Raw genomic sequence first — 21,508 nt, 5'->3', positions numbered from 1 at the left:
AGGAGTATTATGTATCAGGAAAATATTATTTTATGTGCCAGCAGTGCCTACGAGCAGAAATATTATCTGAATGAAGATTTTAACAGTCTGCCGGAGAGCATTAAGGAGGAATTAAAGATTTTATGTGTTCTTTTTACGGAGGATGTGGGAGGAATACTGACTCTGGAATTTGATGAAGAAGGAAATCTTTTATTTAATGTAAGCAGCGATGAGGGAGACCTTCTGTTTGATGAAATCGGAAGCGTCCTGAAAATAAAGGAATTACAGAGAAGCAAAGAGGAACTCTTGGAATCTCTGGAATTATTCTATAAAGTATTCTTCTTAGGAGAAGAGATGCCAGAGTAATCGGACAACTTTAGTTTATTGCATTAACTGGCGGGAAAGGAGTTAATATGTTATTAGTAATAGATGTAGGCAATACCAACATAACCTGCGGAGTTTTTAAGGAAGAAGATTTAATTGGCAGCTTTCGAATAACGACAAAGCAACCGAGAACTTCGGATGAATATGGCCTTGCCATATGTGAATTGTTGAATTACAGAGGAATTACAGCCGCTGAGGTGGAAGCAGTCATCATAGCAAGTGTGGTACCGGGAATTATGCATTCCTTAAAAAATGGAATTATGAAATATCTGAAACGAAATCCTATAGAGGTTGGAATCGGAACGAAAACCGGTATCAAGATAAATGTTGCCAATCCGAAAGAAGTCGGTGCTGACCGTGTAGTGGATGCGGTCGCAGCCTATGACCTCTATGGCGGACCTTTGATTGTCATTGATTTTGGAACGGCGACTACCTATGACCTGATATCAAAGGATGGAGCTTTCCTTGCCGGTATTACCAGCCCCGGCATACGAATCTGTGCAGATGCACTTTGGAATGAGACAGCTAAGCTTCCTGAAATTGAGATTAGAAAGCCGGAGTCCATCCTGGCGACAGAAACCATATCCAGTATGCAGGCAGGACTGGTATATGGGTATATCGGACAGACTGAATATATTATCAGTAAAATTATAGAGGAATCTAACATACCAGATATTAAAGTTATAGCAACGGGAGGCTTAGGTAAGATAATAGCCGATTCCACAAAAACTATCCATATTTACGACCCGCAGCTCACTATGAAGGGGCTCAGACTTATCTATAATAAAAATAAAAAATAAATGCATTATATGGAGATATGAAGTTTGTGATATGCAATGGCTGTTAGTGTGAAAATTAAAAGGCAATTTTCACGCACAAGATTGAGCCTGCGAAATCCTCGGCCCAATCTTGCGGCGCGTTGGGAGGGCATGGCTGTTAGTATGAATCAGTGAAATACAAGGAGTTAGTGTGAATATTAAAATGAATTTTAAAATAGGGAACGTTGAGATAGGGGGGAATCTGGTACTTGGGCCAATGGCTGGGGTAACGGATTTACCCTTTCGTATACTCTGCAAGGAACAGGGAGCCGATTTGATTTATACCGAAATGGTCAGTGCCAAGGGTATACAGTACCATAATAAGAACACAGAAGAGCTTCTACGTGTAAACGAAGAAGAGAGACCGGTGTCTCTGCAATTATTCGGAAGAGATCCGGTAATACTAAGTGAGACCGCCAAGGAAATTGAATCCAGGAATTTTGATATTCTGGATATCAATATGGGTTGTCCAGTCCCCAAGGTAGTAAATAACGGAGAGGGCTCTGCTCTTATGAGGGAGCCTAAGTTAATCGGAGAGATTGTTTATGCCCTGACACGGGCTATAAAAAAGCCGGTTACCGTTAAAATCAGAAGGGGCTTTAATGAAGCGGATTTAAATGCCGTGGAGGTGGCAAAGATTGCAGAGGCCAGCGGAGCCGCTGCCATAGCAGTCCACGGAAGGACCAGGGAGCAGTATTACAGCGGCAAGGCTGACTGGGAGATTATCAGAAAGGTAAAAGAAGCCGTATCCATACCGGTAATAGGTAACGGTGATGTGACTTCTCCCGAAGAAGCACTTAGAATACAGCAGGAGACAGGCTGTGATGCTGTTATGATAGCAAGAGGAGCACAGGGAAATCCCTGGATATTCAAGCAAATCAAGGAATATATGAATAATAATACACCGGTCCCGAAGCCTTCCATAAGGGAAGCCGTTGACATGATGCTATATCATGGAAGGCTGGCAGTGCAATATAAGGGAGAATATATCGGTATCCGGGAAATGCGGAAGCATGTTGCGTGGTACACGTACGGATATCCCATGGCTGCCAGATTCAGACAGAATGTAAATAAGATAGAAACCTATGCCGGGTTGGAGGAACTCCTGCTTACTTACCAAAATCTGGTGGAAACCATGGAAAATAAGTAACAATGACCGACTTAAAAAAGGAAGCAGATTCTACAGATTTTACAATAAATGAATATTTAATAGAAAAAGGTTGATTTTTATAGATTGAAATAGTAAGATATTTATTGGAGCGACAGATGTCCGCGGTGCGCGAACACACACATTTACATCTGCCGCATAAATATGGAATAGGCAGAATTGGTTATTCACAGACGCTAAGACAGGAACCAATGTTCCGCACTTCTTATTAGGGCTGTATCGCAGGTATGCGATATGCATAGGTGTTAGTACAAGGTGGATTGCCGGAAAGAGGTATTTATGAGTAAGTTAAGAGTTGGTATTCTTGGCGGTACCGGTATGGTAGGCCAGCGTTTCGTATCACTATTGGAGAATCATCCATGGTTTGAAGTAGCTGTTATCGCTGCAAGTCCCAGAAGTTCGGGAAAAACCTATGAAGAGGCTGTCGGTGACAGATGGAAAATGACTACTCCAATGCCTGAGGCTGTTAAGAATATTATTGTAAAGAATGTAAACGATGTGAAGGAAGTCAGCAGCCAGGTCGATTTTGTATTCAGTGCAGTGGACATGACCAAGGAAGAAATCAAGGTCATTGAAGAAGCATATGCCAGGACTGAAACACCGGTAGTTTCCAATAACAGCGCACACAGATGGACTCCTGATGTACCCATGGTAATACCGGAATTAAACCCTGAGCATTTAGAACTGATTCCTTATCAAAGAAAACGTTTGGGAACAGAGAAGGGCTTTATCGTTGTCAAGCCAAACTGTTCCATTCAAAGCTATACACCTGCCCTTTACGCTCTGAAGGAATTCGGGCCCAAGCTTGTAGTAGCCACCACTTATCAGGCAATATCCGGAGCGGGAAAGAATTTTGCCGAATGGCCGGAAATGCTGGATAATGTCATTCCCTTTATCGGCGGAGAAGAGGAAAAGAGTGAGCAGGAACCGCTGAAAATCTTTGGAAAGATAGTGGACGGTAAGCTTGAGAAAGCTGTAAATCCCGTTATCACAACCCAATGTATCAGAGTGCCGGTGTCAGACGGACATACCGCTGCCATCTTTGTGAATTTTGAGAAGAAGCCTGCCAAAGAGGAAATCTTAAAGGCATGGAAGGATTTTAAGGGCATTCCCCAGGAATTAAACCTTCCTATGGCACCAAAACAGTTTATTCAGTACTTAGAAGAGGATAACCGCCCCCAGACCAAACTTGACAGGAATTATGAAGGCGGAATGGGAATCTCTCTGGGACGTTTAAGGGAAGACATTGTATTTGATTACAAGTTTGTCGGACTTTCACATAATACCTTAAGAGGAGCCGCAGGAGGAGCAGTATTGATTGCAGAGCTTCTGACGGCAAAGAACTATATCACAGCAAAAGAATAAAAATAAGCTCCATACTTTTAATGTACACGCCGCTGTCTGAATAACAGGGCCGCGTCAGAAAGGTATGGAGCTTATTTTTTATCCCACAAAAAAACAACTGCTTTATTTCTTGTAATCATATAAATATTTGATAAATTCAACGCCATTATCCTTATGCTTGGAATTTACCAGGATTCCAAGGACAGGTCTGTCTGAGGTATTGGAGACATCCTTAAATAATGCCGTATTGTCCAGATAGATTCCATAAGCACCGGAAACGGGGTTGTCCGAGGTGGTTGAGTTAAAGATGGAATCGGTAAAGCTGGTTATAAACTCTGTAGGAAGGACTTCAGTTAATTTGTCTAAATAACCGGAGGTGGCAAAGGTCTGAAAGACGGATTCCGGTGCAATAACAACATCAATCTCTCCGGAAAACATGTAGGTCTGCAGTCTCTGCTGGCTTCCCATTGTATATTCCGAGGTGTCAGTTCCGTTACCCAGATAAAAGGAGGCATCAATGGTGATATTTTCTTTCTTTGGATCCTTTACCAGCATTTTGTTCATGTCCTCAGATACCTTATTTATCGTTTCATCGGAGAAAGTATAGTTGACAATTGCCGCATCCAGAAGGGTTTCGGGCTTAGGAGTCACGACTGTGTATATGAAATATGTGGCAAACCCCAGGACTGCCAGTCCGATAATAGTCTTTACAAGGTAATAATCCTTAAAGTAAGAGACCTTTTCCTTAAAATTCATCTCCTTTAGCTTCTGTTTTTCACTTTTTTCCTCTCTGGGAACATAGATGGCAGCGTTATCATCCAGTGTGGAATCTTTTTTTTTATATTCATTCATAATGGCTAATCTCTCCATTCCGGATAATATATTAATAGAATTACTATGGGTAGTTTACCACAATTTTATCAATAAAAAAAGAAATTAATTCTAAAATATTCGTGAAAAATGAATAGAAATAATGGGCGGCTAAGCAGATATCAGGCGATTTTCACATTCAAGAGATAATAAGTCATATTACCATACCTTTACGAAAGTTTCGCAAATTGTTTCATCGGATAGGCCGTATTGCTTAATGTAATTGTTGCAATAGCCAGTTCTATAAGCTATAATGGGTGTATAGTGGGTTTATGAATTTATGATTTAAAAAAAGTAGTGCAGATACGAAAGTTTAGTGACTATCGCTGCTAAAAAAGGATTAATGTAAAGGAGTGTACAGCATGCAGTACGGATATTTTGATGATGCCAGGAAAGAGTATGTCATTACCACAGAATCTACCCCCTATCCCTGGATTAATTACCTTGGAACACAGGATTACTTTTCACTTATTTCAAACACAGGGGGAGGATACAGCTTTTACAAGGACGCGAAGTTAAGGCGAATCACGCGCTTTCGTTATAACAATGTGCCTTTGGATTTAGGCGGAGGACGCTACTATTATATCTATGATGACAAGGATGTATGGTCACCGGGATTTGCACCGGTAAAAAAGAAGCTGGACCGCTATGAATGCCGCCATGGTATGGGCTATACGAAAATAACCGGCAGCAGAAATAACATTGAGACAGAAATAACCTTTTTTGTACCCATTGATTTTAACGGAGAGGTACATAAAGTTGTAGTTAAAAATACGGGGGATTCCGATAAGAATATAACCCTGTTTTCTTTTGTAGAATGGTGTCTGTGGAATGCCCAGGATGACCAGACCAATTTCCAGAGGAACTTTAATACCGGTGAAGTGGAGATAGAGGGTTCTACCATTTATCATAAAACCGAATACAAGGAAAGACGCAACCACTATGCCTTCTTTTCCGTAAATGCTCCTGTCACAGGCTTTGACTCCGACAGGGAGAGCTTCCTTGGAACCTATAACGGTTTTGATAATCCGGAAGCCGTACTAGAAGGAAAGTCCAGAAATTCAGTGGCTGACGGCTGGTCACCCATCGCCTCCCACAGCCTGGATATAAGCTTAAAGCCCGGCGAGACAAAGGAATTAGTCTTTATTTTAGGCTATGTGGAAAATGCTTTGGAGGATAAGTGGGAATCCAAAAATGTAATCAATAAGACGAAAGCCCACAAAATGCTGGAAGAATTCGCAACGGCAGAGAAAGCAGACGAAGCGTTAAAGAGATTAACAGACTACTGGGATGATCTGCTTTCCAGATATACACTGGTTTCCGGGGAAGACAAGTTAAACCGTATGGTAAATATCTGGAACCAGTATCAGTGCATGGTAACCTTTAATTTATCTAGAAGTGCTTCCTATTTTGAATCCGGAATCGGAAGGGGAATGGGATTTCGTGATTCCAACCAGGATTTACTTGGCTTCCTCCATCAGATACCGGACAGGGCAAGAGAGCGTATTATAGACCTTGCGTCCACCCAACTGGAGGACGGCGGAGCATACCATCAGTATCAGCCTCTTACCAAGAGGGGAAATGACGAAATCGGCGGAAACTTTAACGATGACCCTCTCTGGCTCATTCTGGCAGTGGTCGCTTATGTCAAAGAAACCGGAGATTACAGTATTCTTAAGGTATCCACTCCCTTTGATAACGATGAAAGCAAGGCTGCTCCTTTAGCAGAACATTTAAAGAGATCCTTTGACCATGTCATTAACAATCTGGGGCCTCACGGACTGCCGCTTATCGGAAGAGCAGACTGGAATGACTGCTTAAACTTAAACTGCTTTTCCATGGAACCTGGTGAATCCTTCCAGACAAGTACCAGTAAGGACGGCAGGGTAGCGGAATCCGTTATGATAGCGGGAATGTTTGTCTATATCGGTAAAGAATATGCCGAGCTTATGAAGAAATCCGGCAGCGTGGAAGAGAGCATAAGGGCAGAAAAAGAAATAAGCAGGATGGAAAAGGCCGTTATGGAGCACGGCTATGACGGAGAATGGTTCTTAAGGGCCTACGATGACTTTGGGAAAAAGGTCGGAAGCAAGGAATGTGAGGAAGGCAAGATATTTATTGAATCCCAGGGACTCTGCATTATGGGCGGTCTGGGGCTTTCTGACGGCAAGGCCATTCAGGCACTGGATGCGGTAGAGGAGCGGCTTGGAACCAAATACGGCCTTGTACTGAATAATCCTGCCTTTACCAAATACTATGTAGAATACGGCGAAATATCAACCTATCCTGCCGGCTACAAGGAAAATGCCGGAATCTTCTGCCATAACAATGCCTGGATTATGTGCGCGGAAGCAGTTGCGGGAAGAGGGGATAAGGCCTTTGATTACTACACCAGAATTGCCCCGGCTTATACGGAGGAATACAGTGAAATACACCGTATGGAGCCCTATGTATATTCCCAGATGGTGGCTGGCAAGGATGCAAAGCGCTTCGGCGAGGCAAAGAATTCCTGGCTAACCGGTACCGCTTCCTGGAATTTCGTAGCCATTACCCAGTATATCCTGGGAATCAAGCCGGATTATGACGGCATCCTGGTTGACCCGGCTATTCCGAAGGCTTGGGATACCTATCAGGTAACCAGAAGATTCAGAGGAGATACCTATAAGATCACTGTTAAGAATCCTGAGCATGTATCCAAGGGTGTTAAGAGCCTTTTGGTAGATGGGAAAGAGGCCGCTTCAGCCGTAATCCCTTATGCAGGTGACGGAAAGGTACACGAAGTTACCGTTACTATGGGGTAAGTATATAAGTACTGTCTGACAACAATATAAAAAGCCCGGAAGCCTTTGTTAAAGGACTTCCGGGCTTTTTTGCAGCTTTGCCGGAAGGGTTTGTTTTATATAAGAATATTAAATGGCGCAGCAGTTGTATCAAAGTAATAAAGATTTATTTGACAATTCTACGGAAACTTGAGTAATATAGTATTTAAAAATCAAATAATATTACTAAGAAATTATTAAGCAGGGAATGTCCCGGTAAGGAGGCGGATGGAATGGAATTATCTTTTTTGCAATCGGAGGAATTCAGGCAGTCTGTGGTCCAGCAGCAGGAGAGGATACAGGCAGCAGCCGGGAAGAAGCAGCCGGACATGATTTTAAAGGATGCCGGCATTGTAAATGTATTTACCGGAGAGCTGGAATTTGGGGATGTGGCTGTTTATAAGGGAAGGATAGTGGGAATCGGTCGGTATGCACAGCAAGAATTACCGGATAAATCTCAGACAAGGGTTATTGACTGCCGCAATAAATTTATTGCGCCGGGCTTTCTGGACGGACATATTCATATTGAAAGCTCCATGCTGTCACCGAAAGCCTTTGCAGAGGCTGTAGTTCCCCATGGTACTACTTCCGTTATTACCGATCCCCATGAAATTGTCAATGTAGCAGGAAAAGCAGGTCTCCGGTATATGCTAAAGGAGTCGGAAGAGCTTCCGGTCACGGTCTGCATCATGCTTCCGTCCTGTGTGCCGGCAACCCCCCTGGAGGAATCCGGAGCAGTGATACAGGCAGAAGAACTGTTGGAATTCATGGGTGAGGAAAGAGTACTGGGACTTGCGGAGGTAATGGACTATTTGGGAATTGTGAGAGGGGACAGGGAATTAATAAAAAAGCTGGAGCTGGCAAGGCGGTATGGGAAAATAGCAGATGGGCATGCGCCGGGTCTGAAGGGAAAGGAGGTCAATGCTTACTGCACCGCCGGAATTGAATCGGACCATGAATGCAGTGAAAAAGCAGAGGCCCTTGAAAAGCTCAGAAGAGGCCAGTGGATTATGATAAGGGAAGGCACAGCGGCCAGAAACATGGAAAGCCTGAAAGACCTTTTAAAGCCCCCTTATTCAAACCGCTGTATGTTAGTAACGGATGACCGGCATCCGGGAGACCTGATACGCACCGGGCATCTGGATTATTTACTTCGTAAGGCAGTGGAATACGGAGCCAATCCGGTTACGGCAATACAAATGGTAACCCTGCACCCCGCTCAGTATTTCGGCCTTAAAAACAGGGGAGCCATCGCACCGGGCTATTATGCGGATATGGTAATATTAAAGGATTTGGTTCATTTTACTGTGGATTCGGTTTACAAGGAAGGGAAGCTTGTCGCAAAGGAAGGGAAGCTTATTGAAAAGGAAGGAAAGCTTGTCGCAAAGGAAGGGAAGCTCGTTGAAAAGGAAGGAAAGCTTGTTGCAAAGGAAGGAAAGCTTGGCGAAAAGGACGAAATATTTATTGAAAAGGACGGAAGAGCAGTAGGTGAAGGAGGTCCAGGAGAAGGTTCTTCTGGAAAGCTTTCAGGAACCGATAGCCTTTTGGCGGAAGACAGAAAGAAAATCTTCCAGTCCATTCATTGCAGGGAATTAAAGCCCTCGGATTTTTATTTTAAGGGTGAGGGACGCTTTAAGAGAATCATGGAGCTTATTCCCGGTGAACTAATAACTAAGGAACTGATACTCCCCTGTGAGGAGGAGGAAAACTACCTCTCAGGAATCAGGGTACCGGAGGATATTATCAAGCTTGCGGTGATAGAACGGCACTTAAATACCGGGCATATCGGTATTGGACTTATGAAAGGGTACGGCTTGCAGGCAGGAGCTGTTGCCTCCAGCATTGCCCATGATTCCCATAACATCATCGTAGCAGGGACCACAGAGGAGGATATGAGCCTTGCGGCTAACCGTGTCAGAGCCAACAACGGAGGGCTGGCGGTAGTAAAGGCTGGAAAGGTACTTGGTGAATTACCTCTTCCCATCGGTGGATTAATGAGTGAAGAAAGTGCTGTGGCTGTGGATAAAATCCTTGAAAAGTTAAAGCAGGAGACCTATAAGCTTGGCATCAGGGAAGGAATCGACCCCTTTATGACCCTGGCTTTTCTCTCCCTCTCGGTAATTCCCAAGATTAAGCTTACCACCAAGGGTCTTGCCGATGCCGAAACCCAGGAAATCCTGCCTGTGTACTTTTAAAGAGCATTTACCGGACTGCTGCCGGAATAGAAGAAAAAGAGGACAAACATGTACGATCGTTGTCCTCTTTCTTAGATTTTAACAGTATATGCCAGAGGCTTCCTGCCTTCCTGTTAGATGGAAACAGAAAACCATCTATTTGTTGTCAAAAAAATATCTTGGCTTGTTCTGCGTCTTTTTTTTGTACTCAATTGCTTCTGTGGGACATCTATGAAGACAAGCCATGCAATGGGTACAGTGATTTCCCCATAGGGGCTTACCATCAGTTAACGTAATATTGTTCAATGGGCATAGCTCTGCACATTTGCCACAACTAACACATTTCGCTTCTTCAATATGAAATCCTTTGGCATTTACCAAAAACCTATAAAATATGCCGTTTATGAAACCACTTTTCAATCGGCTGACAACACCGTTTTCATCCATTGCAGAAAAATGATTTCCATTACGGATATCCACTAAGATCTGATGGATCAAAGGTTCCGCTTTTTTATTTATTTCTTTTGCCGTTGCCTTATCAACACCAGGAAACAGGAGAAGGTAATTATCCGGCATCATGACTTGTGCATACCCCAGTAAATCCCAGCCTTTATATTGGCAAAGTTTTTTCACATGAATGCTTGCACTTGCGGTTTCTCCTCCGTAAGTCAAAACAAAGTATACTTTGCGGCTTCCCTTAAAAGTGGTTTTTCTTATATATTCCTCCACTACCCGTGGTAACCTCCATGCATAGGTGGGACAAACAAATACAAATGGTTTGGTATCTGAAATAAGGTCATCTTGTTTATTTTGTTTCATTAATAGGTTTAATGAAACGATTTCATCCTTTGTTTCCTTCGCAATTTGCTCTGCAACATATTGACTGTTACCTGTGGCAGAAAAATATAAAATCATTCAATACACTCCTTTCAAAATAGGCACTTAGAAGCTCTTATCCCAGGGCACTCTTGACAATTTGGAATAATAAAATTACAATAACATCATGGTGTCGTTTTTGCAACCTGCAGATGTTTTAAATCTGTTGTGTTAGCAACAAATTACTCCTATGTGTCTGTTTTGCATGCAATTATATAAATTAATTTGATAAGATTAGGAGGTCGCTTATGAAGGAATTAAAACAGAGCAGAAAAACTCAATATACACAGATGGTTTTGCGAGACGCGCTAATGGAATTAATGGAGCAAAAGAACATTTCTCAAATAACCGTTAAGGAGCTTTGCGTAAAAGCGGATATTAACAGGACAACATTTTATGCGCATTATACCGACCCAAATGACCTTCTTCATAAAATTGAAGCGGATGTTCTGTTATCGGTAGGCAATGCTGTCAGCAGCCTTCACGACCCAATAGACAAGAGCAATATCATAAAGATTATCCAGGAGCTTTTGCAATACATTGCGGACAATAACAAGTATATTCAGATATTGCTTAGCGAACGGGGGGATGTTCAGTTCCAAAAAGAGCTATTTATGATGATATATGAGAAATGCGAATTAATGGCTTTGGCACCACCTTCATCTACAAAGGAGTTTTATTTTATATTTGTGCTAAATGGAAGTGTCGGTCTGATACAGCACTGGCTGAAATCCGGATTAAACAAATCGGCAAATGAAATGGCCGAAATAATCTTTAATATGGCAGCACAAATTAAGTAAAACAAGCAACCTTGAACCGCCTTATGGCGGGCTGGAATAAAAATCGTTATTCGGAAACTCGAATTAGCTTACAGGAGGGAAACCCGTGCAAAATAGAGTTTTAATTATTGATGATGACAATAATATTATAGGATATATCAGCAAACTGTGAAAACAGATAGAGCCTGACCCGAATAATCCAACCTATATACAAACAGTGAAAGTGAGAAAAGACTATGATCCGATACTTGAATAAAATTAGAGCAGTAAACAAGAATGTGCCCATCGGCAAGAAAATAGTACACTCAATAGGAGTATTGATTATTGGCTTAATCTTGGGTGTTTCAATAAAACTATTAGATATTCATACAAACAATCTCGGAAATATTTTTTCTCAAATGTCGGTATGGATACTGTTTGGAACGATAATTGCGGTATATAGCAGTACCCCGAAAAGAGCAAGTGTTAATGCTTTTCTGTTTTGTATAGGTATGCTTGCAACGTACTATCTTACAGCCGAGTTGACAGGCAGTACATATTCGTGGGCTTTTATCTATGGATGGAGCGTGTTTTCTTTTTTCTCCCCCATATTTGCATATATCACATGGTATGCCAAGGGGGGCAGATGGGTAGCAAATCTATTAGCGATTGGAATCATACTCGTTATGTTAACCGTTTCTATCATGCTGTTTGATAAAATCAGACTTTCAGATATTATTATTGCAATCTTAACAGCGGTTGTTTTATTCACTGGGAAGCCTTTAAGAACGAAAGACACAAACAAGCGGAAATAAACAGGACGGAAGATATTTTATTTTGTTTGTAACGGAATTAGATCTTGATAGTCTTATAAGAAAGCGAGGTGGTGAAGTGAAAGAATTTGACGCAATATACTCCGAGTACTATTCGGCTGTTTATAAATATGTCCTGACTTTGTGCCATGACAAAAATGTAGCCGAGGAAATTACACAGGAAGCCTTTTTTAAGGCATTAAAAAATATTGATAAATTTAGAGGCGAATGTAAATTAAGCGTATGGCTTTGCCAAATCGCAAAAAATACGTTCCTGACATTGGAAACTCAAAATCAACGCCGCAGCGAACAATCTACGGACAACCTTGAAGCGTGCGGCGATTTTGAACAAGCCTTGGTAAATCACGACACCGCCTTTGCTATTCACAAGATACTTCACACATTAGATGAACCTTACAAAGAAGTATTCTGGCTGCGTACTTTTGGAGAACTATCATTTTTACAGATTGCATCACTGTTTGAAAAAACAGAAAACTGGGCCCGCGTCACTTATCACCGGGCAAAAATAAAGATTAAGGAGGAACTGTAATGAAATATCCATGCAGCATCATATTAGACCTGCTTCCGCTATACCACGACGGAGTGTGCAGTACGGAAAGTGCTGACGCGATAAGAGAACATCTAAATGAATGCGAAAGCTGCCGGGCTTATTATCAGAGCCTGCAGGCATCCGATTCTTTGCAGATTGGACATAACAGCAACGAGGAAGAAGTGCGAAAAGCAGCTTCCCTGAAAGCCGTCAAAAAGAAAATTTTATGCAAGAGGGTGTTGACCGCTGTCCTGTCTATTGCAATCGTTCTATCCCTGTCTTTCTGGACTTTCGTATATATGGAAAACAAAACAGTAGTGATTGAATATAAGGATAATATTAAGATTTTACAAAAAGACGGCGATTTAATCGCTCGTCTTTCGGGGAATACCTACACACAGGCAAGTTCTATCCTTGTTACGGTAAATAAAAACGGACAGACCGAAACCAATGTGTATTTCTACCTTTCCACATCCTTGTGGGATGATGTGGTCGCGTCCAATTCAAGAACTTTTTCCGAATACGTATTGGCCTACGAAGAAAAAGGGGCGGGGGAAATTGATAATATTTATTACTTCACAGGAGAACACAACGGTTTAGAAAACTTATCGGCAGAAGAGTTAACTAAGGAAACGCAGGGTTCCGTTCTGCTTTGGAGCAAGTAAATTACGGATTTCTTTTAAGCGTGCCAAAATGGCGCGCTTATTTTTTAACCTTTTTTGTAACGAAACCTATTTTCACCAGTCATATCAGTGACCATTGCAGAAGAGCCAGACATGGTTTTAGCAGACGAGCCTACGGGTGTATTAGACCATAATACTGGCACAGAAATCATGCGGTTGTTCCCGTTGCTGAATAAAGAAGGTACAACAATTATTTTGATTACACATGACGAGGCTGTATCCTGCCGGTATTCTGCGTCTCGCCCATTCGTCCGCTTTTCTGAGAAGTTTCTCCATAACCGGAAGCAATTGAAACTTTTTATTCAAAGTCCTTATACATCAAGCTTGGCTGAATTCCGTTATTATTCTGATATTTTCCGCTTTTATATAAATCATAGTCCCCGGTAATATCGTGATAATATATCTGGCATATTTCAACACCGGGATATATTCTTACCGGCTGTACGCAAAATATTTCAAGGGTCCAATAGCCGGAAAAACCAATATCACCGAAGCCGGCGGTTATATGTATGAACAAACCTAATCTGCCCGTTGAGGAGCGCCCTTCAAGCATTGGTATGTATTTATCGGTACTGGTAAATTCATTAGTCCTCCCCAGGTATAAACGGTTGGGCTCTAAAAGTAAGCCTTCCTTTGGAATAATCAATCTGGAGGTGGGATTTGGTTTTTTCATATCCAGAATGTCATTTTCATATACTAATAACTCATTGGCAAGTGTCAGGTTATAGCTGTTGGGGTTGATTCTTGCTTTATCGAATGGTTCAATGATGATATTTTTTCCTATCTGCTTTAGAATTTCTTTCCCTGATAATATCATGATATCGTCTCCTTTTTATTTACTGCACAGAATTCCATTTACAGAAAAATTATTTAATGTCATGCTTACATTGATGTTAAATAACCTCTTTTTACAATTATAAATTACAATCACTGTCCTTTAAAAAGGGTGCGTCTATATCATGCTGTGCCAATATGGGCTTATCTATGGGATATTTAATATTGATATCCGGGTCATTCCACGCAATCCCTCTTCTGTATTCCGGATTAAAATAACAGTCGATTTTCATTACAACATTTGTATCATCCTCCAGGGACAAAAAGGTATGGCCGAATCCTTTTGGAAGATACAGCTGTTTTCGGTTCTCGGCAGATAATTCCACGCAGATCCATTGTTTATAGGTTTTAGAAGCCTTTCTTAAATCCACGGCATAATCAAGGCCCCGCCCCTTTGTGCAATACAAAAGCTTTGCCTGTGCCATGGGATTATTTTGAAAGTGAATTCCATAAAGTGTGCCTGCTGTTTTGGGACAGTATACGTTTTCCTCTATAAAGTCTGTTTGTATTCCGGCCTCCTTTAATTCCCTTTGCGAGAAATTTGAATAGGAAAAGCCCCTGGATTCAATATACTTTTCGTATTCTAATACCATAACTTCCGGTAAGTCTGTGGGTGTGATTTTCAACATTTGCCATTCCTCCGCTGGTCAGATTTTTTAATGTAATTTATAAGGCTAAAATCATAGCCGGGATTATTCATATTAACCTTATGATATCCCATAGCCAGGAAGGATCTCCTGCTCCATGGCAAGTAAAGCAATATCAGGGCCTTCCCCGGTATCTGCCAGATAGGTTATCATAAGCTGCTGCTGGGGAAACACATAGCACCTTTTTCCCCATTTGCCGCTGATGCGGTAGCCGTTTTTGTATTTCCAAATAAAATAGCCATAACCGCCTTCCCGGTTCATCTGATGGATTGCAGTGGCATCTTTCACCCAGTCTTCCGAAAGGATTTGAGTTTGGCCGTATACTCCGTTCTGCAGGTATAACTGTCCCAGCCTGCTCAATTCATTTACCGTCAGGCACATGCCGGAGGCACCGTAAAAGTGACCCGAAGGGCAATTCATATACTCCGGATTTTCAATGCCAAGGGGCTGGAATAACCGGGTATCCAGATATTTTATAAGATGTTCGCCAACAGCCTTTTCCACAGCGACGCCGGCCAGATAGGCCGGTATATTGGAATAATGAAAAACCGGCGGTTCAGAAATTGGAACAGGACAGGCTAAAGAAAAATCCAGCCAGTTATCCCCCTCCGGTCGGAAGGGATATCCGGGAACCGACATGGTGAGCAGTCTCTTTATGCTGATTCTGCGCAAGGTATTTAACTGCTCCTCTGTGATATCCTCCGGAAGCTCATCCTTTATGTAATCATAGATAGGAGCCTCTATTGAAAATTTTCCTTCCTCTGCTGCTATACCTGCCGCCGTTGAAGTAAAGGCCTTAGTTGCAGAATAGATGGGATGGCGTATTTCCGGAACAAAATCATATTTATCCACAACTTGTCCCTGATAAAAAATTTCTATTCCGTAAACAGGACAAGTATTTTCCTTCACCTTTTGGATAAAATCTTTAAACATGGCAACCTCTTTTCTGAATTTCAATCCATGAATCTAGGATTGTATCTTATTAATATGCAGAAAAAGCAATGATTCAGCCTGATACCCATATGTACCTCAGGTTTCCTTTACTTACTGTTCGTATTGCTGTCATTATACATTAATTGGCTATAAAACACCATCGGATTTATTCGAAAATATTTTGTATTTTTCATTAATTATTGATTCGGGTATCAAAAGTTAATCTCAGCTTCCGCCTATGTATACTTGGGATATAAAAATGCAACGAAGCGACTTTCATGGAGCTGAGTGTATTTTTATATCCCAAGTATACATTCAATAAACTTGAAATTTAGATATCCGAATTAATATTTTTACTTGCTATTTTTATAAAATGCGGATAAAATAAAAGAACAAAAATAGAAGGAGGAGCTGACATGGAAGAAAGGGTCACACCTTTTTCCTGTTATTCCATTCTGAAACCGTTCATTGTACCCGGCAGCCGGGGCGGTAGAACAAGGGCAGGATTGGAAGGCACTTCTGTTTATTGTTTTAGGAATCTTAACAGTCTTGACCGGGTGATAAGTACGGCGGGAACTAAAGGAAAGCTATTAAGTGAATTTTTAGTTTCTGCTGCTGCGCCTTGGCGTAAACAGCAAAGTTACATAAATAGAAAACGCTGTTATGCCTTAAGGTTACCGGTAATCCCAAGGGCGGACAGCGTTTTTTGCTGTTAAAAAGCAGGATGAAAAAGCAAGGATATTTTAAAGCCAATTAAAGCAGAAAATAATCGGAAGGCAGGTTGATTTTGCAGGAAAGACTGTGAGCTTCATGGATGTTAAGATAAAAATAAAACAATAACAGAGGACTGGGAAACATAATTGTTAGAAAAACGAAGAATAATAAGAGAATCAGGAGGAAATCTTATGAGAACAAAAACCGGAGTAAATATACAGAAATTAACCCAACTGGCAATACTGACTGCCATTATTCTTTTAATGGCATTTACACCTATCGGATATATTAAAACCTTTGGTCTGGAAATAACGCTCATTGTCATACCTGTTACGGTAGGAGCTATTGTGTTAGGCCCTGCTGCCGGAGCATTTCTTGGCGGAGTATTCGGCATCACGAGCTTTATCCAGTGCTTTGGATTGAGTCCTTTTGGGGCGGCCCTTCTTAACATCAATCCGTCAGCTACCTTTATCGTCTGCCTGATACCCCGCCTTCTGATGGGATGGCTTACAGGCCTTATTTTTAGGGCCTTGAGAAAGGGAGGCTTAAAGGAAACAGCGTATCCTGTGGCAAGCCTCTGCGGTCCTTTAATGAACACCTTATTCTTTATGACAGCCCTTCTGGCATTTTTCTACCGCAGTGATTATATCCAGGGCATTGCAGAAAGCCTTGGAGGCGGGAATGTAATCCAGTTTGTGATTGCATTTGTAGGAATTAACGGTCTGGTAGAAGCAATTACCTGCTTTTTAATCGGAACAGCAATTGCAAGGGCACTGGATGCCTTTGTTAAAAGAACTGCCAGAGAGAGCAGAGTATAATAGAAGGTAAGTTAGTTATAACCTATCCTTTCAAAAGAGCCTGGCTGCACAGCCGTAAAAAGGCAGTTTCAAAATGGAGATCGTCTTCTTTTGAGCGTTTTTTTATGGTACCGGTGCGGCTGCCGGCTCTTCTTTGTTTTCCGGCAAGATGGCGTTCAAACAGCATAAGGTCGATATTATCTTCCGTATAATACCTGCCGTTCTGATTGATGGCAAAGGCCTTTTTGCCGAGGGCCATAGTGGCAACGCCATAATCCTGTGTTACCACGATGTCGCCCGGCTCCGTGCGGTTAATAAGAGCAATGTCCACCGCATCAGGAGCTTTACTTACCTGTATTATCTCACAATAACCCGGTTCCAGTATATGACTGGTATCAATGACCATAAGTACCCTTATATTAAGGCTTTTCGCCACATTTTCTATGATAGTCTTTACCGGACAGGCGTCCGCATCTACTAATATCTTCATAGCAACCTCTTTCCGACAGCAAATCTTTAAAGTACCCTCCGTTATCCGGATGGCTTGTATTCTTTGCCCTTACGGCATATCTACAATATTATATCCCTCAGACTCTGACAATATTACTGTGAAGGTCTTGAATCAGGAGGATAATCTGACTACTGTCATTGTATGATGAATATGGGGAAGGATTTTATCTGTTAAGTCAGTTGTCTTAAGCTTAAGGCTTGTGGTATTGATACAGGGATGGCAGCCGAAATATTCTTCCTTCAGCACATCTTCATCTACCAGCAGCTCTACCCGGTTATCCGTATCGTTCATCAGGCCCATTACACTGACAGAGCCGGGCGTGATGTCAAGGTATTCCTCCATATATTCAGCCGGTGCAAAGGAGAGTCTAGGACTGTTAATCTGCTTTCCGAGTTCGGAAGTCTTAAACTTTTTATCACCTGGCATCATTAAGAGATAGAACCTGGTTTTCTGGGCATTGCATAAAAATAAATTCTTGCAGATATTGATGGCAAGGAGCTTATCAATATCATGACAGGCCTCAATGGTAGGCGTAACATCATGGTCCAGGCGGGTAAAGGGAATATGTAACGACTCCAATAAGTCATAAACCTTCAGTTCCTTCTTTAGCCTTCCTTCTGCCTCTGGCCTGATTGTATATAAATTAGTGTTTAAATATAAATCTGTCATAGGGCATCTCCTTCCATAGACGATAAGCATATATTACTACAATTCATTTTTCATAGCAAGTAATGGAAGCTGATTCAAATAGCTTCGGCGTATTTTGGGGGATGGGAAATTATTACAGAACCGAAAAAGGTAGAAAATTTACAAAAAAAGACTGTTTTCTACATTTAAAAATGGAAAATAGTGGGTTATAATAGGTGAAGCTAATGATACCAAGGCAGTTAAAATTTAAAGCTTATGCTATTCCAGAATAAGCAGAAAGTGGTTCAGTAGCAGAAACAGTTGTCTTTCATATTTATTTGTTGAAATCAGGTGAGACGAAAAAACTTGAGGCAGTTCTGATTTTACGAAAGAGGGGTGAATGGGAAAACAACGATAGCATAGAAAAACCATTTGGGGAGGTGGTAAGGTAACAAATTGAAATTACAGTTAAGAATATAAAGGTCTGTCCCCAAAAGCTTCTATTCATAATTAATTATGGGGTATCACATAGTTTGCAGCAGTGATAGAAAGGGGAAGTTAAATGAATAAATATATATCTGTCAGAAAAAGAGATATTTTACTGACAGGAATATTGCTGATATTTACATTGTTTTTCAGTGCTTTGCTGCAAAAAGTTTATGCAGACGGTGCAGCCGAAGTTTCCGGCATATATGTTACCGAAGTTCACGTAGATAAAGCCTGTTACGGTCTAGGCGATACGGTGACGGTTACAGCAGTAATCAAAAATGCTTCTGCCGCAGAATGGAGCGGTAAAATTTATTTGAAAATTTTCCATAATGATGAATTAATGGATACTAAGAATACTGCCTTATCGTTGTCTGCCGGAACTACAGCTTCTAAAACCTTTACATGGACTCCTCCAATGGAGGATTATAAAGGGTATCTGGTTCAAGCCTATACGAAAGACAGTGATAGTAAAACCACTGCTATTGATGTATCCAGCGAGCCATCCAGATTCCCCAGGTACGGTTATATACAGAACTTTGATGAGGAGATTAAGAAAAATACAATTGAGGATCAGGTTAATACGTTAACACAAGATTATCATATCAATCTGTTTCAGTTTTATGACTGGATGTGGCGGCATGAAGTACCGATCAAAAGAAGTGATGGCACCCATCCGGACAAAAGCTGGCTGGATTTATTTGACCGTACCATTTCCTTGGACACTTTAACCGGCTATATAAATGCAGTACATAATAAAAATGCCGCTGCGATGGCTTATATGATGTCTTATGCTGCCAGAGAAGGATATACGGATTATAAGGTATCACCTTCCTGGGGAATGTTTAAGGATACCGGCCATCAAAGCCAGTTTGACGTGGACTTTGGAAACGGCAGGTATTTATGGATGTTTGCACCGACCAATGCCTTATGGCAGGATTTTATTTCTAAAGCCTATACCGATGTGGTGAATACAATGAATTTCGATGGGATACAAATGGATCAGATGGGGCAGCGGAACAATGTTTTTGATTATAATGGGAACAGCTATGACCTGAAAAATTCATTTTCCAGTTTGGTAAATACAGCAAAAAAAGCACTTCAAACAAATAATACCGGTAAAGGTCTTCTGGATTTTAACATTGTAGATGGTACGGTAGATGGCTGGGCATTAGAGGATATTGCTAAAAATGCAGATACGGATTTTAACTTCAGTGAAATCTGGTGGCTTTCCAATAATTATAATCAACTGCGGAATTACATAGAGCAGCTTAGAGGATTAAGCGGTGGAAAAGCTGCTGTGTTAGCAGCTTATATGAATTATAACATGAATTATGGAAGGTGCTACGAAGCAGAGGATGCCAGTTACAACGGAGTGGATGTTGCAACGGATCATCCCGGTTTTTCCGGCAGAGGGTTTTTACAGAACTTTGCCCAGCAGGGAGATTATGTCCAATTTACCATTCATACGGAAGAAGCCATGACTTATGCCCTGGTTTTTCAATATGGAGATAAGGATGCGGAAGCGACCAGAACGATTTACCTTGATGGAAATAAAATTGGACAGGTTGGATTTCATGCGAAAGGAAATTGGGATACTTTTGCACATGATGCTTATATGAACACCTATCTGGGTTCCGGAAGCCATACCATAAAAGTTTCCTATGATGCGGCCAATAAGGGGGCTATTAATCTGGACTGCCTGACATTAGGCGAATTTGAAGAAAGTTCCATACGGCTTGCTGATGCGGCGATTGCTGCCAGCGGAGCTTCCCATATTGAACTGGGGGCAGGCCTTGATGATGTTACCATGCTTGGAAGTGAATATTATCCCAATACCAGCAAAGTGATGTCGGGAGATCTGAAAACGGCGATGAAGGAATATTACAAATTTATTACTGCTTATGAGAACCTGCTTTACGATCCGGAGATTACCTACTCGGATCAGGGAAATCAATATATCAGTATAAACGGGCAGAATATATCCGGAGATGGAAGCCCGGGTACGATCTGGCATATGACCCGGATGACGGAGGAGTATGATATTCTGCATCTAATTAATCTGACCGCCGAGAGGGATTCTGAGTGGAGAAATCCTTCTGCTGCTCCCGGAAACCTGACAAAGCTTGAAGTAAAATACTATCTGTCACCGGATGCACATATTTCCGGAGTTTATACAGCATCCCCGGATTACAACGGGGGCGGCAGCCAGGAACTTAATTATGAGACCGGAAGCGATAACACCGGAACATTTGTAACCTTTACACTTCCATCCCTGGAATATTGGGACATGGTCTACATCAGGAGAAGTGTAGCTGCTCCCAAGGATGACATTTATGAAGCGGAAAAAGCTGTGAAAACCGGAGTAACCGTCAATACCAACCATGCAGGCTATACCGGAACGGGATTTTTGGATTCCTTTGCAGAACCGGGCGATGAGGTGACTTTTCAAATTCTTGCACCTTCGGATAAGCAGTATGCCCTGAATTTCAGATATTCCAACCATACGGGATATTCAGCTTCAAGGCATGTTTACATCGACGGCAATTATGCAGGAGTCCTGAAAATGTCTGATTTAAGCAGCTGGGATACTTGGGAAAATGCAGCCTTAAGTGCCTATTTGAAAAAAGGTGTCCATACGGTAAGTATTTATTATGATGGATCGGACAGCAAGGGGATTAATCTTGACAGCCTGAAGGTTAATTAAGAAGTAAAAACCTTTTT

At 41.6% G+C, this 21,508-nt stretch carries 20 protein-coding genes; 13 read left to right on the top strand and 7 right to left on the bottom strand.

The features are described 5' to 3' along the window. Positions 1 to 9 precede the first annotated feature (9 nt). The 4 genes from BUB77_RS22195 (at position 10) to asd (ending at position 3,714) form a co-directional block, all read left to right on the top strand. Entirely contained in the window at positions 10 to 345 is a 336-nt protein-coding gene (locus BUB77_RS22195; protein ID WP_073279203.1) for a DUF6145 family protein, read from the top strand. A gap of 47 nt (positions 346 to 392) precedes the next feature. Next, positions 393 to 1,163 (top strand): type III pantothenate kinase, encoded by a 771-nt coding sequence (locus BUB77_RS22190; protein WP_073279202.1) that lies wholly within the window; start codon positions 393 to 395, stop codon positions 1,161 to 1,163. 181 nt (positions 1,164 to 1,344) lie between these two features. Continuing rightward, a complete protein-coding gene (gene dusB, locus BUB77_RS22185; protein ID WP_073279257.1) occupies positions 1,345 to 2,331 on the top strand; it encodes a tRNA dihydrouridine synthase DusB in 987 nt (328 codons plus the stop codon). A gap of 297 nt (positions 2,332 to 2,628) precedes the next feature. Then, positions 2,629 to 3,714, top strand: a complete 1,086-nt coding sequence (gene asd, locus BUB77_RS22180; RefSeq protein ID WP_073279201.1) for an aspartate-semialdehyde dehydrogenase — start codon at positions 2,629 to 2,631, stop codon at positions 3,712 to 3,714. Positions 3,715 to 3,816: 102 nt separating this feature from the next. Here the strand turns inward: asd and BUB77_RS22175 are convergent, their stop codons facing one another. Beyond that, positions 3,817 to 4,545, bottom strand: coding sequence for a protein kinase family protein (locus BUB77_RS22175; protein ID WP_073279200.1), 729 nt, complete (start codon positions 4,543 to 4,545; stop codon positions 3,817 to 3,819). A gap of 380 nt (positions 4,546 to 4,925) precedes the next feature. On the opposite strand from BUB77_RS22175, the gene BUB77_RS22170 reads away from it, so the two are divergent. Both BUB77_RS22170 and BUB77_RS22165 read left to right on the top strand, forming a co-directional pair. Continuing rightward, entirely contained in the window at positions 4,926 to 7,364 is a 2,439-nt protein-coding gene (locus BUB77_RS22170; RefSeq protein WP_073279199.1) for a glycoside hydrolase family 94 protein, read from the top strand. A 251-nt stretch (positions 7,365 to 7,615) separates the two neighbouring features. After that, positions 7,616 to 9,577: an adenine deaminase gene (locus BUB77_RS22165; RefSeq protein ID WP_073279198.1), complete on the top strand. Its 1,962-nt coding sequence runs from the start codon at positions 7,616 to 7,618 to the stop codon at positions 9,575 to 9,577. A 135-nt stretch (positions 9,578 to 9,712) separates the two neighbouring features. Here BUB77_RS22165 and BUB77_RS22160 read toward each other — a convergent pair whose 3' ends face one another. Beyond that, complete coding sequence (locus tag BUB77_RS22160; protein ID WP_073279197.1) at positions 9,713 to 10,471, bottom strand: EFR1 family ferrodoxin; 759 nt, start codon at positions 10,469 to 10,471, stop codon at positions 9,713 to 9,715. 209 nt (positions 10,472 to 10,680) lie between these two features. Between BUB77_RS22160 and BUB77_RS22155 the strand changes: the two genes are divergently transcribed. The 4 genes from BUB77_RS22155 to BUB77_RS22140 all read left to right on the top strand — a co-directional run bounded on the left by BUB77_RS22155 (position 10,681) and on the right by BUB77_RS22140 (position 13,217). Next, positions 10,681 to 11,232, top strand: coding sequence for a TetR/AcrR family transcriptional regulator (locus BUB77_RS22155; RefSeq protein WP_073279196.1), 552 nt, complete (start codon positions 10,681 to 10,683; stop codon positions 11,230 to 11,232). A 215-nt stretch (positions 11,233 to 11,447) separates the two neighbouring features. Further along, positions 11,448 to 12,005: a hypothetical protein gene (locus tag BUB77_RS22150; protein WP_073279195.1), complete on the top strand. Its 558-nt coding sequence runs from the start codon at positions 11,448 to 11,450 to the stop codon at positions 12,003 to 12,005. Positions 12,006 to 12,081: 76 nt separating this feature from the next. After that, positions 12,082 to 12,552, top strand: coding sequence for an RNA polymerase sigma factor (locus BUB77_RS22145; RefSeq protein ID WP_073279256.1), 471 nt, complete (start codon positions 12,082 to 12,084; stop codon positions 12,550 to 12,552). After that, the gene (locus tag BUB77_RS22140; RefSeq protein ID WP_073279194.1) at positions 12,552 to 13,217 is read left to right on the top strand and encodes a zf-HC2 domain-containing protein; all 666 of its coding nucleotides are present in this window, start codon (positions 12,552 to 12,554) and stop codon (positions 13,215 to 13,217) included. The genes BUB77_RS22145 and BUB77_RS22140 overlap by 1 nt, the downstream gene beginning before the upstream one ends. Positions 13,218 to 13,533: 316 nt before the next feature. Here BUB77_RS22140 and dcd read toward each other — a convergent pair whose 3' ends face one another. The 3 genes from dcd to BUB77_RS22125 form a co-directional block, all read right to left on the bottom strand. Continuing rightward, a complete protein-coding gene (dcd, locus tag BUB77_RS22135; protein ID WP_073279193.1) occupies positions 13,534 to 14,052 on the bottom strand; it encodes a dCTP deaminase in 519 nt (172 codons plus the stop codon). 97 nt (positions 14,053 to 14,149) lie between these two features. Continuing rightward, positions 14,150 to 14,698, bottom strand: a complete 549-nt coding sequence (gene rfbC / locus BUB77_RS22130) for a dTDP-4-dehydrorhamnose 3,5-epimerase (protein WP_084124604.1) — start codon at positions 14,696 to 14,698, stop codon at positions 14,150 to 14,152. A gap of 78 nt (positions 14,699 to 14,776) precedes the next feature. Then, positions 14,777 to 15,649, bottom strand: coding sequence for a serine hydrolase domain-containing protein (locus BUB77_RS22125; protein WP_073279192.1), 873 nt, complete (start codon positions 15,647 to 15,649; stop codon positions 14,777 to 14,779). Positions 15,650 to 16,065: 416 nt separating this feature from the next. Here BUB77_RS22125 and BUB77_RS22120 point away from each other — a divergent pair, with 416 nt between their 5' ends. Further along, on the top strand, positions 16,066 to 16,365 hold the full coding sequence (locus BUB77_RS22120; protein ID WP_073279191.1) for a hypothetical protein: 300 nt from the start codon (positions 16,066 to 16,068) through the stop codon (positions 16,363 to 16,365). Positions 16,366 to 16,554: 189 nt separating this feature from the next. Further along, complete coding sequence (locus tag BUB77_RS22115; RefSeq protein WP_073279190.1) at positions 16,555 to 17,181, top strand: ECF transporter S component; 627 nt, start codon at positions 16,555 to 16,557, stop codon at positions 17,179 to 17,181. A gap of 22 nt (positions 17,182 to 17,203) precedes the next feature. Here the strand turns inward: BUB77_RS22115 and BUB77_RS22110 are convergent, their stop codons facing one another. Then, positions 17,204 to 17,650 (bottom strand): YaiI/YqxD family protein, encoded by a 447-nt coding sequence (locus BUB77_RS22110; RefSeq protein ID WP_073279189.1) that lies wholly within the window; start codon positions 17,648 to 17,650, stop codon positions 17,204 to 17,206. Between the two features lie 132 nt (positions 17,651 to 17,782). Next, positions 17,783 to 18,340: a prolyl-tRNA synthetase associated domain-containing protein gene (locus BUB77_RS22105; RefSeq protein ID WP_073279188.1), complete on the bottom strand. Its 558-nt coding sequence runs from the start codon at positions 18,338 to 18,340 to the stop codon at positions 17,783 to 17,785. Positions 18,341 to 18,860: 520 nt separating this feature from the next. Between BUB77_RS22105 and BUB77_RS22100 the strand changes: the two genes are divergently transcribed. Then, entirely contained in the window at positions 18,861 to 21,491 is a 2,631-nt protein-coding gene (locus tag BUB77_RS22100) for a glycoside hydrolase family 66 protein (protein WP_073279187.1), read from the top strand. Positions 21,492 to 21,508: the final 17 nt, after the last annotated feature.

Origin of the sequence: Anaerocolumna jejuensis DSM 15929 (genome assembly GCF_900142215.1) — a bacterium.
GTDB classification, from domain to species: domain Bacteria; phylum Bacillota; class Clostridia; order Lachnospirales; family Lachnospiraceae; genus Anaerocolumna; species Anaerocolumna jejuensis.
The sequence above is the reverse complement of the archived record's forward strand: the minus strand, read 5'-3'. Positions and strand labels throughout refer to the sequence as shown.